General features: G+C 45.2%; 13 protein-coding genes. 8 read left to right on the forward strand and 5 right to left on the reverse strand.

Translation table 11 applies throughout. The features are described 5' to 3' along the window. Positions 1–23: 23 nt before the first annotated feature. Positions 24–770: a class I SAM-dependent methyltransferase gene (locus R7040_RS21025; RefSeq protein WP_017636046.1), complete on the forward strand. Its 747-nt coding sequence runs from the start codon at positions 24–26 to the stop codon at positions 768–770. Here the strand turns inward: R7040_RS21025 and rnhA are convergent. Next, positions 767–1,231, reverse strand: a complete 465-nt coding sequence (gene rnhA, locus R7040_RS21030) for a ribonuclease HI (RefSeq protein ID WP_005380384.1) — start codon at positions 1,229–1,231, stop codon at positions 767–769. The two genes, R7040_RS21025 and rnhA, sit on opposite strands and share 4 nt — an antisense overlap. A 59-nt stretch (positions 1,232–1,290) precedes the next feature. On the opposite strand from rnhA, the gene dnaQ reads away from it, so the two are divergent. From dnaQ to R7040_RS21055, 5 genes are all read left to right on the forward strand, one after another. After that, positions 1,291–2,013, forward strand: a complete 723-nt coding sequence (gene dnaQ / locus R7040_RS21035) for a DNA polymerase III subunit epsilon (protein ID WP_005380385.1) — start codon at positions 1,291–1,293, stop codon at positions 2,011–2,013. A gap of 8 nt (positions 2,014–2,021) precedes the next feature. Continuing rightward, on the forward strand, positions 2,022–3,272 hold the full coding sequence (locus R7040_RS21040) for a TIGR03503 family protein (RefSeq protein WP_017820744.1): 1,251 nt from the start codon (positions 2,022–2,024) through the stop codon (positions 3,270–3,272). Positions 3,273–3,474: 202 nt separating this feature from the next. Continuing rightward, positions 3,475–4,032, forward strand: coding sequence for a nucleotidyltransferase domain-containing protein (locus R7040_RS21045; RefSeq protein ID WP_053304069.1), 558 nt, complete (start codon positions 3,475–3,477; stop codon positions 4,030–4,032). Between the two features lie 51 nt (positions 4,033–4,083). Next, positions 4,084–4,476 carry a DUF1353 domain-containing protein gene (locus R7040_RS21050; protein ID WP_017633769.1) on the forward strand — a complete coding sequence of 131 codons (393 nt, stop codon included), beginning with the start codon at positions 4,084–4,086 and terminating at the stop codon, positions 4,474–4,476. A gap of 84 nt (positions 4,477–4,560) precedes the next feature. Continuing rightward, entirely contained in the window at positions 4,561–4,971 is a 411-nt protein-coding gene (locus R7040_RS21055) for a GNAT family N-acetyltransferase (RefSeq protein WP_005391824.1), read from the forward strand. Positions 4,972–5,044: 73 nt separating this feature from the next. Here R7040_RS21055 and R7040_RS21060 read toward each other — a convergent pair whose 3' ends face one another. Then, positions 5,045–6,820 (reverse strand): SulP family inorganic anion transporter, encoded by a 1,776-nt coding sequence (locus R7040_RS21060; RefSeq protein WP_005380390.1) that lies wholly within the window; start codon positions 6,818–6,820, stop codon positions 5,045–5,047. Between the two features lie 202 nt (positions 6,821–7,022). Then, positions 7,023–9,467 carry an acyl-CoA dehydrogenase FadE gene (gene fadE, locus R7040_RS21065; protein WP_005385392.1) on the reverse strand — a complete coding sequence of 815 codons (2,445 nt, stop codon included), beginning with the start codon at positions 9,465–9,467 and terminating at the stop codon, positions 7,023–7,025. 376 nt (positions 9,468–9,843) lie between these two features. Here fadE and lpcA point away from each other — a divergent pair, with 376 nt between their 5' ends. After that, entirely contained in the window at positions 9,844–10,419 is a 576-nt protein-coding gene (gene lpcA / locus R7040_RS21070) for a D-sedoheptulose 7-phosphate isomerase (protein WP_005380392.1), read from the forward strand. Between the two features lie 50 nt (positions 10,420–10,469). Further along, positions 10,470–11,315 carry a class II glutamine amidotransferase gene (locus tag R7040_RS21075; protein WP_053304068.1) on the forward strand — a complete coding sequence of 282 codons (846 nt, stop codon included), beginning with the start codon at positions 10,470–10,472 and terminating at the stop codon, positions 11,313–11,315. A gap of 389 nt (positions 11,316–11,704) precedes the next feature. On the opposite strand, the gene purN is transcribed toward R7040_RS21075, so the two are convergent. Beyond that, on the reverse strand, positions 11,705–12,361 hold the full coding sequence (gene purN / locus R7040_RS21080; RefSeq protein WP_025768256.1) for a phosphoribosylglycinamide formyltransferase: 657 nt from the start codon (positions 12,359–12,361) through the stop codon (positions 11,705–11,707). 151 nt (positions 12,362–12,512) lie between these two features. Next, entirely contained in the window at positions 12,513–13,553 is a 1,041-nt protein-coding gene (gene purM / locus R7040_RS21085; RefSeq protein WP_318081537.1) for a phosphoribosylformylglycinamidine cyclo-ligase, read from the reverse strand. Positions 13,554–13,589 lie beyond the last annotated feature (36 nt).

Genomic DNA, 13,589 nt, shown 5'->3' on the forward strand with positions numbered 1-13,589 from the left:
CACCCATTTTAGTCAGGTGGTTAATGAAACCAGCACTCAGCAACAAAACTATACCACACCCGTCGACTTGGTCAGCAATGAACAACGGTCCGTGGGTGCTTGAGTCAATCCAGACCCGACTTGATGAATGGTGCCCGAAACTCTTCGGCTACCATATGCTCAAACTGGGCGGGTTGAGCTGTGAGCTAACCAGCTGTAATTGTAACATTCAACACCAAGTCAACGTAGATATCCAGAACCCGTTGCATAATGTGATTGCAGATGGTTACGAATTACCCTTTTTGGAAAAAAGCTTTGATGTTGTGATACTCGCTCATCAGCTCGACTATGCAAGCGATCCACACCGTTTGTTGCGTGAAGTCGATAGAGTGATGATGGATGATGGCTATGTAATTATTACTGGATTCAACCCATTAAGCTTGACTGGATTAGCGAGTTTGCTTCCATGGCGTAAACATAATTTGCCTTGGAGTGGACGAATGTTTACGTCGAACCGCATCAAAGATTGGTTAGGGTTACTTAATTATCAAGTGATTCATTGTGATCGTTATGCGCTGTTTCCGATGAAACGTTACCGTACGATGTGGACATGGTTGGAAAATAGTCTTGGTGATTGGGCATCACCCGCTGGGAGTTTGTATTACATAGTCGCGCGGAAACGGACATACCCTCTCAAGCCTATCAAACCGCATTGGCGCTTGAAGAAAAAGCTCACACCACTTGGGGTGATGAATCGAGAGGGTAACACTATGAGGAAAGAATCTCGCTAAGAGGGTTGGTAACCTGTATCTTCCTCAGTTGGGTTTTCTGCAGCAGTCCGGGCTAGCTCATCACACATTTCGTTCTCACGATGGCCCGCGTGGCCTTTTACCCAATGCCATTCAACTTGATGGCGTGCGGTTTCTTTGTCTAGAGCTTGCCATAAATCGGCATTCTTCACGGGTTTTTTATCCGCTGTTTTCCAACCACGCTTCTTCCAGTTATGGATCCACTGAGTAATACCTTGGCGCACATATTGGCTGTCAGTCGTTAAAGTGACTTTACAAGGTTGTTTTAACGTCTGTAGCGCGACGACAGCCGCCAACATTTCCATGCGGTTGTTGGTAGTTAACGTATAGCCTTTGGAAAGTGTCTTTTCTACGTCTTTGTAACGCAATACTATGCCGTAACCACCTGGTCCTGGGTTACCTAAACAAGAACCGTCAGTGAAAATCTCAACGTGTTTGGTCATATTTTTTGGTACTATTAGCCGAAACATTTAATAAAGCATAGTCTGACATACATAACCTTATGAATACCAGCAGCAATTCTGAATATAACCGCATTGTCGTTCTCGATACCGAAACCACAGGTATGAACCGCGAGGGTGGTCCTCACTACATGGGACACCGCATTATTGAAATCGGTGCCGTGGAGATCATCAACCGTAAGCTGACTGGTCGTCACTTCCACGTTTATTTAAAACCCGATCGTGAAATCCAACCAGAAGCGGTTGAAGTTCACGGTATTACGGATGAATTCTTGGTTGATAAACCGGAATACGCGAGCGTGCACCAAGAGTTTCTTGAGTTTATTAAAGGCGCAGAACTTGTTGCCCACAACGCGCCCTTCGATACCGGCTTTATGGATTACGAGTTTGGCATGCTCGATCCTAACATCGGCAAAACGGACGACTACTGCAAGGTGACCGATACCCTTGCTATGGCGAAGAAAATCTTCCCTGGTAAGCGAAACAACCTTGATATCTTATGTGAACGTTACGGTATTGATAACTCGCACCGTACACTCCACGGAGCTTTGCTCGATGCGGAGATTCTAGCCGACGTTTACCTCTTTATGACGGGTGGTCAAACGAGTCTAGAATTTAACGCGAATAAACAAGAGGGTGGGGTAGAAACCATTCGTCGTATTGAAGGAAGAAAAGCGCTAAAGGTTTTGCGCGCAAGTGCCGATGAACTAGAAGCTCACCAAAAAAGATTAGAGTTGGTGAACGACTGTATTTGGCATCAATAGGAGAAGCTATGTTGAGGGCTTTGTTGGTCGCGTTTTTAGCGATATGGAGTAGTCTCTCGAGTGCTGCGAGTGAATCTACAATGTCTTTGTTAGACAATCGCTTTCGAGTTGATCCAACCATCGAGCAGATCACGTTTTTGGTTTATCGTGAGCAAAGTTCTCAGCCAGTTGTTTTAGTCCGTCCTGACGGTAAAAAATACTATGCTTGGGGCTCTTACGACAATGTACGTTGGTATCAAGAAGCCTCACTCGATATTATTTCCGTTGATAACCCGATGCCAGGTCCATGGCAGGCTGTGGGGAAAGTTACGCCTAAAAATAACATCCGCTTAATTTCTCACCTAAAGCTCAGTACGGACCTGTTCCCAAACCGATTATATAATGGGGAAGCGCTTAAGTTTACAGCTCGCCTGACCTCCGACGGCAAACCTCTTGTATTGCGCGACTTCCTTGATCGCGTGAATCTGCGCGTGACATTTACCAAGTTTGTCGAAAATGAAGATGAGCTGATCAAAGAAGCTCGTCCAGTGCCGATGGTTGTGGGTGAGTTTGCTGATGACGGCCGCGGCTTGGATGAAAAAGCAGGGGATGGAGTGTTCACGGTTCAGCTCCCAATAGACGTTGAGCCTGGTAAGTACCGCGCGCGCATCACGTCTGGCAATGGCGTATTCTTACGAGCGCAAGAACAAGTCATCTTGGTTTATCCGAACCCAATCTCTCGTACTTTTATTCAGGCTCGTAATCCCGATAAGCCACATCAATTAGTGGTGAGTGGTGAGCAAGGTATGATTGCACCAGGCTCTATTGCAGTCACAGTGAAAAAGGACGCTCCCGATGGTTTCATTAGTTACAGCCAAGGACAGGTCTCTAAAGATGGAATGAGAGTTACGTTGAACCTCAATAACGATGCTGAGCTTGGTAAGTACGCATGGCGCGGCGAGATCTTTACCACTGATTTTGCAACCCAGCGTCCGTTGGTGTTTCCTATTCCAGAGCAAACCTTCAGTGTTGTTGATGAAGTTGATCTAGAAGCTGCTCGAATTGCAAAAGAAGCTGAATTAGCCGAGCAGCGCCGTATTGAAATGGAAAAGCAAATTATCGCTGAGCGGGAGGCTGAGCGTAAGCGCAGCATGATTATTATCGCGGTGGGTAACGTGATAATGCTGCTGATTGTGATCATTGCATGGATAGTCTGGCGCAAAATTAAAGCGAAGCGCGATGCCATGCCAGAGATGCAGTTAGAAGTGCCAAAGAAATAGTAGTAACACATAAAGCGAGAAACGGAGCCAATCGGCTCCGTTTTTTCAGTTTAAGTTTGAGACAGAATTTGATGTTTCTCATGGTCATTAATCATTTTATTTTAAAGTAACACCATGATTTAACGTTGATTAATCATAATAAAGCTCGCATGATACTGTTTACGTTTCGACTTGATTTTAGTGCGTATCGACGGAGTGAATTATGACAATTGGAGAGTTAGGACTAGAACATTTACCACGACAAAAGGCCTTGGTTGAGTCAGCTTATGATGCCTTTTGTTCTGAAAAAGACGTTGTTGCCGCGGTATTGCTTGGTTCATTGTCATCAGGACAAGGTGACCGTATTTCGGACGCTGATGTTGTTGTATTTACTCAAAACAACTTCCATAAAGCCTCAGAGCCTTGCTTTACCCAGTTTGAAGCTAATAAAGACATTTTTTATCGCCTTGAGGGAGAGCACAACGAAAATGCGTGTTTCAAAAAATACATTTTTAATGACTTAACCAGTGCAGAGATTCATTGTTTAGATCTCTGTGAGCCCTTCAAACTTTCTAAGCCATTTAAGACTTTATTTGATAAAGCTGATGTGATTGGGGGCATGGTTACTGATGAACCTGCGCCAAAGCATGAAGATTTCCCAGTTTATACCAGTGGTGATCAAGGACTGATCTGGGAACTCTTTGATTGTATTAAGTGGTTGAGCAGAGATAACCATGAGCTTGCTAAGTCCTATTTGAAAAAACTCTCTGAGAAACTCTAATTTGAGAGTCATCTCCGTTCCTCCCACTGAAGTTAGCTAGGCGGTTAGGTTATGAAATACAAAAAGCGTCAGAAGTATAAATACACTCTCCATTCTGAAGAAAAGATTGAGACTCACATTTCAGTGAGTAACGCGTATGACAGCCCTTTTCTTAGTTTGTCCAAACAAGGCGTGTTAACGATTAAAAAGGGCTATGCATGGGATGGAGCGAGTGGGCCAGCGTTAGACACAAAAAACATTATGAAAGCTTCTTTAGTGCATGATGCTCTTTACCAACTCATGAGGGAAGAGGTGTTGCCACAAAGTGCTCGAAAGCATGCGGATACGTTGTTGAGAGAAACATGTTTAGAAAAAGGAATGTCTAGCTTCAGAGCAACTTATATCTATTATGGCGTCAGAGTTGTCGGCGGGTTCTTTTCTAGACCCGATACTTTGTGTGCTTAATGGGAACATCTTTCCAACGTTTAACTGTTTATTTATACAGTTTAGTTATGTAAGCTCCAAGGTGATACAAAGGAGTAGTACATAATGACAATAAGATATGAAGAGCATGTGCCAAGCCCGAAAGAATACTGTGATATGCGTATCAAAGCCGGGCTATCACCCAAATCGTTGAAAGCTGCTGAAATTGGTCTACCCAATTCGTTATATGGCGTATCTGTTCGGGATGAAGGAAAGCTCATTGCAATGGGTCGGGTTGTTGGTGACGGGGCGTGTAACTTCGAAATTGTCGACGTTGCCGTTGATTCTGATTATCAAGGCAACGGTTTAGGTAGAAAAGTCATGGAATACATCGACGGTTATCTTTCTTCTGTTGCACTTGAAGGCTCTTACGTTTCTATGATTGCTGATGAACCGGTCTTTTACGAAAAGCTTGGTTATAGGCTGGTGGCTCCTAAAAGCCAAGGGATGACAAAAAAGTTTAAGCCAAAGGCGTAACACGTATTCAGCTGTGAAGATAAGCACTAGAAAACAGGAGTTTAATTTCCTGTTTTCTATATTAAATTTGTATTTAAGCCACTTCTGGAATTGGTTTGGGTGGCTGCTCTAAATCAGGCTCTTTTTGAACAGTAGGAATTTGTCCCTCACCCACAGCACTGATGTAACAGCCACTAAGTTTAATGGCAAGGTACATATCAGCTCGCAGTAAGATGCCTCCTTCACTGGTGCTGATACCAGTAAGCTCACACCATTGACGAAGACGTCGTTTCCTTCCTGCGAGGATTAAGCGTACACCTCTCTTTTTCAAAGTATTGTGAATATCTGCCAGTGTTGCCATCACACTGAGATCCAAGTGAGTAAAGCTCGATACGGCGTCGATGACAACGCAACTTGCGTCTTTGTGATGCTCTGCCTGCTCTAACACTCTACGTTTAAAGTAAGGAGCATTGAAGTAAGTTAGCGGTGAGTTAAAGCGGTAAATCACCATTCCAGGAATAGGCGAAGCTTTACCTGAGTCGTCGATGGTCCGAATGGTACCTTTTTCATCCAAGCCAAGTAGCTGATCACTCGGTCGCATGACAATCCGTAAAAATTGAAACAGCCCTAGCAATACCGCCAAAGTGATCCCCGGTATTACACCCACGATCAACACAGAAATAAAAGTAATGATGGCCAGATAAAATGCATCTTTGTCACGAGATTTTAATTTCCAAATTGCTTTAAGATCGAGCAGCGATAGGGACGCAATGATCAATACAACACCAAGTGAAGCGATAGGGATGAACTGCAAAGGCTCGTAAATAAATACCGCAATAATGGCAATGGTGATTGCGGCGACAATCGAAACTAATTGAGATTTACCGCCATTTGCATCATTGACGGCTGTGCGTGAGTCAGCGCCGCTTATCGCGAAACCTTGCGAAAACGCTGAGGCAATGTTGGCAAAACCCAACGCCTGAAACTCTTTATTAGCATCAATATCATAACCGTTTTTAGCAGCGAAACTGCGGGCAGTGAGCATCATGCTAACAAAACTGACAATCGCAAGGTTGAGCGCCGGGACTACTAGTTCACGAACTTCACCTAGCTCAAATTCCGGTGTTTGAAACTGAGGGAAGCCACCTTGAGTGAGTCCGACAACCGATACGCCCATCTCTTGTAAATGGAAAAACCAAACTGACGCAGTAGTTACGAGGATCGCCAGCATGGCAGCAGGCCAAGTTGGTCGGTAGCGTTTGGTGAGCAAATAAACGACAACTGTCACGATACTCAGAGTTACAGTAGGCCAATGAAGATCGGTTAATCGTTGTGGAGCTTCCCATAAACGTTCCAGTAAATAACGTTGCTCGTATTTCAAACCGACTACTTTCGCAAACTGACCAACGATAATTGTGAGAGCAACACCGTTGAGTAGACCCAAAAGAATCGGACGAGAAAGGAAATCTGCAAATACCCCTAGCTTGAAACGACTTGCCAGTACACACCAAATCCCCGTCATCGCTGTCATGGTCATAACCAACTGCCAATGTTTTGTGGGGTCACCTGCGGCAAGTGGTGTCACAACAGCAGCAATCACTGCACAGGTTGCTGCATCGGGTCCGACAATGAGTTGTCGAGATGTGCCCATCATGGCGTAAACCAACATTGGCAGTACACACGAATACAGACCGACAATTGCGGATACACCAGTTAATTGTGCGTAAGCTATGGCAACTGGCAGTGCAACCGCGACAACAGAAAAGGCGGCTCTAAAGTCGTTAACAAACCATTCTTTTTGATAATGCTTAAGCTGAACAAGCCCTGGGAACCACTGTGCGAGTAATATTTTAGCCAACGGATTTACCATATATGTGAGTGAGTTACTTAAAGTATACACCGCTTAGTTGGAACGTCTGTGAGTTAGTTATCACTGGAAATCGGGGGAAAGATTGGAGTGCGAGGATTTTATTGCGCAGGGGGGCTTTGTAGTGTGAGGTGTTATGAATCCGATTCTGGAAGCAATAAAAAACGGGAGCTGATACTCCCGTTTGTGGTCTCAGATTCTAGAGTTACGCGACACTATCCATCTGAGGGTATAGCGGCTTTGCGGCAAGCAGTTCCGGCTCGAAGTCGTCAACATTGATTGTATCTAGACGATGCTGTTCCGCTTCTCTGAGTAGATCGGCTTCTTCTTGCGTGATAAAGCCTTGCTCTAGCCCTTCCTGAGCAATCATATCCAAACGTAAGAATGGGCGACGCTTACCTTGCGCTTTACATACTTTGTCAAACACAGGTTCAGCTTGAAGAATGACTGACAGCGCAAGCTCAATCTTACCTGCTGCGTTGTGCTCGGTTGGTTCAAGGTATTGACCGCGACCAATGCGTGAGCGCGTTGCACTTGGCGTTTGTAGAATGCGCGCCACTTTACTGTCTAGTTTATCGCTTGGCGCTTTGCGTACACGACCGAATGGCATGATTAACACGCGCAGTGCACGACCAATCACTTTGTTCGGGAAGTTTGCTAAGAATTCGTCTACCGCCACTTCCGCTTGTTTCAAACTGTCTTGTAGACCCCAGTGTACTAATGGTAAATCTTCGACTGGGCGTCCATCTTGCTCAAAACGTTTCAACGTCGCAGAGCTTAAATATAGCTGGCTTAGAATGTCACCAAGACGCGCTGATAGACGCTCTTTACGCTTCAAAGAGCCACCTAGCACTGCCATCGAGATATCCGATAGTAAGGCAAGGTTTGCACTGTAGCGGTTCAATTGTTGGTAGTAACGCTTGGTTGCATCTTTGGTTGGCGATGAAGAGCCCAGACCGTCGCTCAAACCAAACCATATACTGCGCACTAGGTTACTCATTGTAAAGCTCACGTGACCAGCAAGCGCTTTATCAAATTTCTCGACAGCATTACTTGCTTCAGAATACGCCGCGTTCATTTCTTCAAGAACGTACGGATGGCAACGGATTGCGCCTTGGCCAAAGATGATCATTGAGCGTGTTAGAATGTTAGCACCCTCAACCGTTACTGCGATTGGCGCACCTTGGTAACCACGAGCTAGGAAGTTAGAAGGTCCCATACAGATACCTTTACCGCCTACGATGTCCATTGCATCGATGATGCTTTGCTGGCCGCGGTGCGTACAGTGATACTTCACGATAGCTGAGATAACTGAAGGTTTTTCACCTAAGTCGATACCCGCAACGGTTAAGTTGCTTGCTGCATCCATCACGTAAGCATTACCACCCAAGCGTGCTAATGGTTCTTCAACTCCTTCCATATGGCCGATCGGCTGTTTGAACTGACGGCGAATACGTGAGTAAGCACCGGTTGCCATTGCCGCAGTTTTGATGCCACCTGTTGAGTTTGAAGGTAGCGTGATACCACGTCCAACCGACAGACACTCAACCAGCATACGCCAACCTTGGCCCGCCATTTTTTCACCACCGATAATGAAATCGATAGGAACAAAGATGTCTTTACCGCGCGTTGGACCATTTTGGAATGGTACATTGAGCGGGAAGTGTCGGTTACCAATCTCAACACCTTTGACATCAGTTGGGATAAGCGCACAAGTGATGCCAAGATCTTCTTTGTCGCCTAGCAAACCTTCAGGATCGCGAAGTTTAAATGCTAAGCCTAGTACCGTTGCGACTGGCGCTAGGGTGATGTAGCGCTTGTTCCAAGTCAGGCGCATACCCAGTACTTCTTTTCCTTCCCATTCGCCTTTACAGACCACACCGTAATCTGGAATAGAGCCTGCGTCAGAACCCGCTTCTGGACTTGTTAGGGCGAAACAAGGGATTTCCTTACCTTCAGCTAGACGCGGTAAGTAATGATTTTTTTGATCTTCAGTACCGTAGTGTTGCAGTAGCTCACCTGGGCCCAAAGAGTTAGGAACACCAACGGTAGACGATAGAACGCCAGAAACACCCGTTAGTTTTTGTAGTACTAGTGATTGCGCGTATGCTGAGAATTCCAGACCACCGTACTTTTTCTTAATGATCATGGCGAAGAACTTATGATCTTTCAGGTATTGCCAAACTTCTGGCGGTAAGTCCGCGAGTTCATGGGTCACTTGGAAATCACTCACCATGGCGCACACTTCATTCACAGGGCCGTCTAAAAAGGCTTGTTCTTCCGCACTTAACTTAGGTGCTTGAATCGCGTGTAGCTTTTGCCACTCTGGTTTGCCTTTAAACAGTTCGGCTTCCCACCAGACGGTACCTGCGTCTAACGCTTCTTTTTCGGTTTGAGACATAGCTGGCAGCACTTTCTTGAAAAGCACTAACGCTTTGCGGCTAATTAAAGACTGACGTACGCCAGGAACCGCGAGCACAGCTGCGGCGAGAACGTAAATCGCCCAACCAATAACGCCGACAGTTCCTGCTACTGTAAGAGCCAGCATGGCCGCGGTGAGTAAGCTAATAGATTTCACGAGAGACATGCGGTGGTAGAGCGTAATGCCTAGCACGATCGCCATCGTGATGATTGAGAGCAAGATGTCCATATATATTTTCCTTTTCAGACTTTATAAGTTTTGTACGTCTGTATGTTAGGTAAGAGGTCTAACCAGTTGGTTTAAGTGTAATCAAAATATTAAGGAAATGTAAAACATAAGATTGGATAAAAAGTGATCTAAGTAGAGTTAAAATTCTAAAGTTGAGATTTGAGTGATGGTTTCATGAGCAAGTTGACAAGTTTATTACCATCACTAATCTAAATCTGTTGGTTCACTATCGACACTAATTCTCGTTTGTGGGTAAACTCAGAGTAATCAAACCCGAGTTCAGGTTTATGAAATGTCCGATACCAAATTGGTATCAGAACAATTTGCTCAGTGAGTCAAGAGCTGACTGAAGCCGAAATAATAAAGAGAACGTCTTATGTACCATGATCTGATTAGAAGTGAATTAAACGAAGCTGCTGAAGTGCTCAACAAATTTTTAAGCGATGACCATAACATTGCGCAAATCGAAGCAGCGGCGAAAATGATTGCTGACTCATTCAAGCAAGATGGTAAAGTATTGTCATGTGGTAACGGTGGTTCTCACTGTGATTCAATGCACTTTGCCGAAGAGCTAACAGGCCGTTACCGAGAAAATCGTCCTGGCTATGCTGGTATTGCTATTTCAGATCCAAGCCACCTTTCTTGTGTGAGTAATGACTTTGGTTATGACTTCGTGTTTTCACGTTATGTAGAAGCGGTTGGTCGAAAAGGTGACGTACTGTTTGGTCTGTCGACTTCAGGTAACTCAGGTAACATCCTGAAAGCGATTGAAGCAGCACAAGCGAAAGGCATGAAGACGATTGCGCTAACAGGTAAAGATGGCGGCAAAATGGCAGGCCTTGCAGATATTGAAATCCGCGTGCCACACTTTGGTTATGCAGACCGCATTCAGGAAATTCATATTAAGATTATTCATATCATCATTCAGTTGATCGAAAAAGAGATGGAATAATCGTTTACGGCCACCGTTTCGAGCTGTGTTGTTAGGGAGTTTTTTAAACCATGTGTGAATTGCTCGGTATGAGCGCTAATGTTCCAACGGATATTTGTTTCAGTTTTACTGGGCTCATGCAGCGTGGAGGTCGAACCGGCCCACACCGTGACGGATGGGGGATCACCTTCTACGAAGGGAAGGGCTTTCGAACCTTCAAAGATCCCAAGCCAAGTTGTGAGTCTAAAATAGCAGAGTTGGTACAAAATTATCCCATCAAAAGTCGTGCGGTCGTTAGTCATATCCGACAGGCGAATCGTGGTGGTGTTAATTTAGAAAATACTCATCCCTTTACACGTGAGCTGTGGGGTAGGTATTGGACGTTTGCGCATAACGGTCAGCTCTCTGGCTATCAAGACTTACATACAGGCCGACATCGACCTGTCGGTGAAACAGATAGTGAACTGGCATTTTGCTGGTTGTTGAAGCAAATGGAAGATCGATATCCTGAGCCGCCAAAGGATATGGAGTCGGTATTCTTATATGTTGCTAAATGTTGTGATGAGCTAAGAGAGAAGGGTGTATTTAACATGCTTCTGAGTGATGGTGAGTATGTAATGACGTATTGCACCAATCATTTGTATTGGATCACAAGACGCGCACCGTTTGGAAAAGCTGCTTTGCTTGATGAAGATGTGGAAATTAACTTCCAAGAAGAAACCACGCCACATGACATCGTTTCTGTGATCGCAACTCAACCTTTGACGGGCAACGAAGCTTGGCAGCGTATGAAACCTGGCGAATACGGCTTGTTTCACCTAGGTGAACTAGTCAAAAATAATGCCTCTGAACTGGTAAATGTGCCGTTTTCGGCGGCTAAGCCGGGCAATCAAGCGCCAACCGAACCGTTAGAGTGATGGTCTCTTACTCTGAATATAAAAATAAAGCTCGCTTAATCGCGAGCTTTATTTTTATGCGTTTTAAGCCGAGGGCGGATACGGATGAGCATTCTTACTTTCTAGAGTGCTGGTAGTAGAGTCCTAGTCTCGCTAAGGCTTGCTGTAAAGACGTAACTGATAGAAATTTCTCATAAAACACCTCGTCAGTCTGAACGGTGAAGAACGAACCAGATTCAGAATCTACTTTCCGAGTGTTATGTTACTCAAGTGGTTATGGGATTTTTTAGAATGTTGGGTTTTAGGTTTCTAGTCTCACCATGGTTTTCTTGAATCAAGTTTATAAGTATTAAAACAACCAAGAGCAGCCCTCAGGCTGCTCTTTTGTGCTTGGAGTTTATTATTCAGGGCTACTCATCTGAGGCGTACCCATGTACGCCAAGCTCTGCGCCATCTAAATAGGCTTTACCATCCTTCATGATCAACCGCTCGTCTACCAGCCACTTAGCCACCATAGGGTAGATTCGGTGCTCCTGCGCCTGAACACGTGCTGCAAGTACACTAGCATCATCGTCTTCGAACACAGGAACTTTTGCTTGCAGTATGACAGGGCCACCATCAAGCTCTTCCGTTACAAAGTGCACACTCGTACCATGTTCTTTATCGCCAGCATCAATTGCTCTCTGGTGTGTGTGTAGCCCAGGATATTTTGGTAGAAGAGAAGGGTGGATATTGATCATCTTACCCATGTAATGAGAAACAAATGCGCTGCTCAGAATGCGCATGTAACCAGCAAGAATAATCACGTCTGGTTGGTATTCATCTATTTGACTCATTAGCTCTGCATCAAAGCTTTCACGCGAGCTGAATGCTTTAGGGTCGACAAAGTGACCGTCCACATCAAACTTTTTTGCACGTTCTAAACCAAAAGCATCTGCTTTGTTAGAGAACACGGCTGCCACTCGTGCGTTTGGCATGCTGTCTTCGCAAGCTTCCAAGATAGCTTGCAGGTTACTTCCGTTACCCGAGATGAGGACCACAAAGTTTTTTAGGGTATGGTTTTTCATGATGTCGAGAGCGCCTTGGTATTGTAGGTTGGAGTTATGTAGCTTCTAAACTACCTACTAATAGAATGGTTTTTAGTGTTCTAGATAGCAAAATGAGGACCTAGTCATCTAGTGTCCTCATTCTTCTTATCTTTTGAGCTCGATTTGCAAATTATTGGATTTCAACTTGCTCTTCGTTCGCGTCTGCTTGTGCGATTTGACCAATCACCCACGCGTTTTCGCCTTCTTCTTTAAGAAGAGCAACTGCTGCGTCTGCCTGGTCTTTCGGTAGTGCGACGATTAGACCTACACCACAGTTGAATGTGCGGTACATTTCGTGTGTGTCGACGTTGCCTTTCTCTTGTAGCCACTTGAAGATAACTGGCCATTCCCAACTGTTACCATCGATAACTGCTTTCGTGCCTTCAGGCAGTACGCGTGGGATGTTTTCCCAGAAACCACCACCAGTGATATGAGAAATCGCATGGATGTCGTGTTTCTCAATCATCTTAAGTGCTGACTTGATGTAAATTTTTGTTGGTTCTAGTAGGTGCTCACCAATAGTGCGGCCTGCTAGCTCTTCGCTCTTATCTGCACCAGATACTTCTAGGATCTTACGGATAAGGGAGTAACCGTTTGAGTGTGGGCCGCTTGAGCCAATAGCGATAAGTGCATCACCAGCAGCGACTTTCGTGCCGTCAATCACGTCTTCTTTTTCTACTACGCCAACACAGAAACCAGCTACGTCGTAGTCTTCGCCTTCATACATGCCCGGCATCTCCGCAGTTTCGCCACCAATTAGGGCACAACCTGCTTGAACACACCCTTCTGCGATACCTGAAACAACATCCGCTGCGGTATCAACGTCTAGTTTGCCTGTTGCGTAGTAATCTAGGAAAAACAGTGGCTCTGCGCCTTGCACGATAAGATCATTTACACACATTGCCACTAGGTCGATGCCAATCGTGTCGTGCTTGTTCATATCCAGTGCTAGGCGAAGTTTTGTGCCAACGCCATCAGTACCAGAAACCAGTACAGGTTGTTTGTATTTAGTTGGCAATTCGCATAGCGCGCCAAAACCACCGATACCACCCATAACTTCAGGGCGACGAGTGCGTTTTACCGCACCCTTAATACGATCCACAAGCGCGTTGCCTGCATCAATATCTACACCAGCGTCTTTATAGCTAAGAGAAGAGTTGTTACCACTCACAGGGAAGTCCTCGGTATTAAGTTGGATATGAAAACG

It is taken from the genome of Vibrio sp. 1069, assembly GCF_033340555.1.

What these genes read in the sequence shown, in the direction of transcription:
- R7040_RS21025 (WP_017636046.1), top strand. Translation starts at nt 24, where the DNA reads ATGAAACCAGCACTCAGCAACAAAACTATACCACACCCGTCGACTTGG.
- rnhA (WP_005380384.1), bottom strand. Translation starts at nt 1,231, where the DNA reads ATGACCAAACACGTTGAGATTTTCACTGACGGTTCTTGTTTAGGTAAC.
- dnaQ (WP_005380385.1), top strand. Translation starts at nt 1,291, where the DNA reads ATGAATACCAGCAGCAATTCTGAATATAACCGCATTGTCGTTCTCGAT.
- R7040_RS21040 (WP_017820744.1), top strand. Translation starts at nt 2,022, where the DNA reads ATGTTGAGGGCTTTGTTGGTCGCGTTTTTAGCGATATGGAGTAGTCTC.
- R7040_RS21045 (WP_053304069.1), top strand. Translation starts at nt 3,475, where the DNA reads ATGACAATTGGAGAGTTAGGACTAGAACATTTACCACGACAAAAGGCC.
- R7040_RS21050 (WP_017633769.1), top strand. Translation starts at nt 4,084, where the DNA reads ATGAAATACAAAAAGCGTCAGAAGTATAAATACACTCTCCATTCTGAA.
- R7040_RS21055 (WP_005391824.1), top strand. Translation starts at nt 4,561, where the DNA reads ATGACAATAAGATATGAAGAGCATGTGCCAAGCCCGAAAGAATACTGT.
- R7040_RS21060 (WP_005380390.1), bottom strand. Translation starts at nt 6,820, where the DNA reads ATGGTAAATCCGTTGGCTAAAATATTACTCGCACAGTGGTTCCCAGGG.
- fadE (WP_005385392.1), bottom strand. Translation starts at nt 9,467, where the DNA reads ATGGACATCTTGCTCTCAATCATCACGATGGCGATCGTGCTAGGCATT.
- lpcA (WP_005380392.1), top strand. Translation starts at nt 9,844, where the DNA reads ATGTACCATGATCTGATTAGAAGTGAATTAAACGAAGCTGCTGAAGTG.
- R7040_RS21075 (WP_053304068.1), top strand. Translation starts at nt 10,470, where the DNA reads ATGTGTGAATTGCTCGGTATGAGCGCTAATGTTCCAACGGATATTTGT.
- purN (WP_025768256.1), bottom strand. Translation starts at nt 12,361, where the DNA reads ATGAAAAACCATACCCTAAAAAACTTTGTGGTCCTCATCTCGGGTAAC.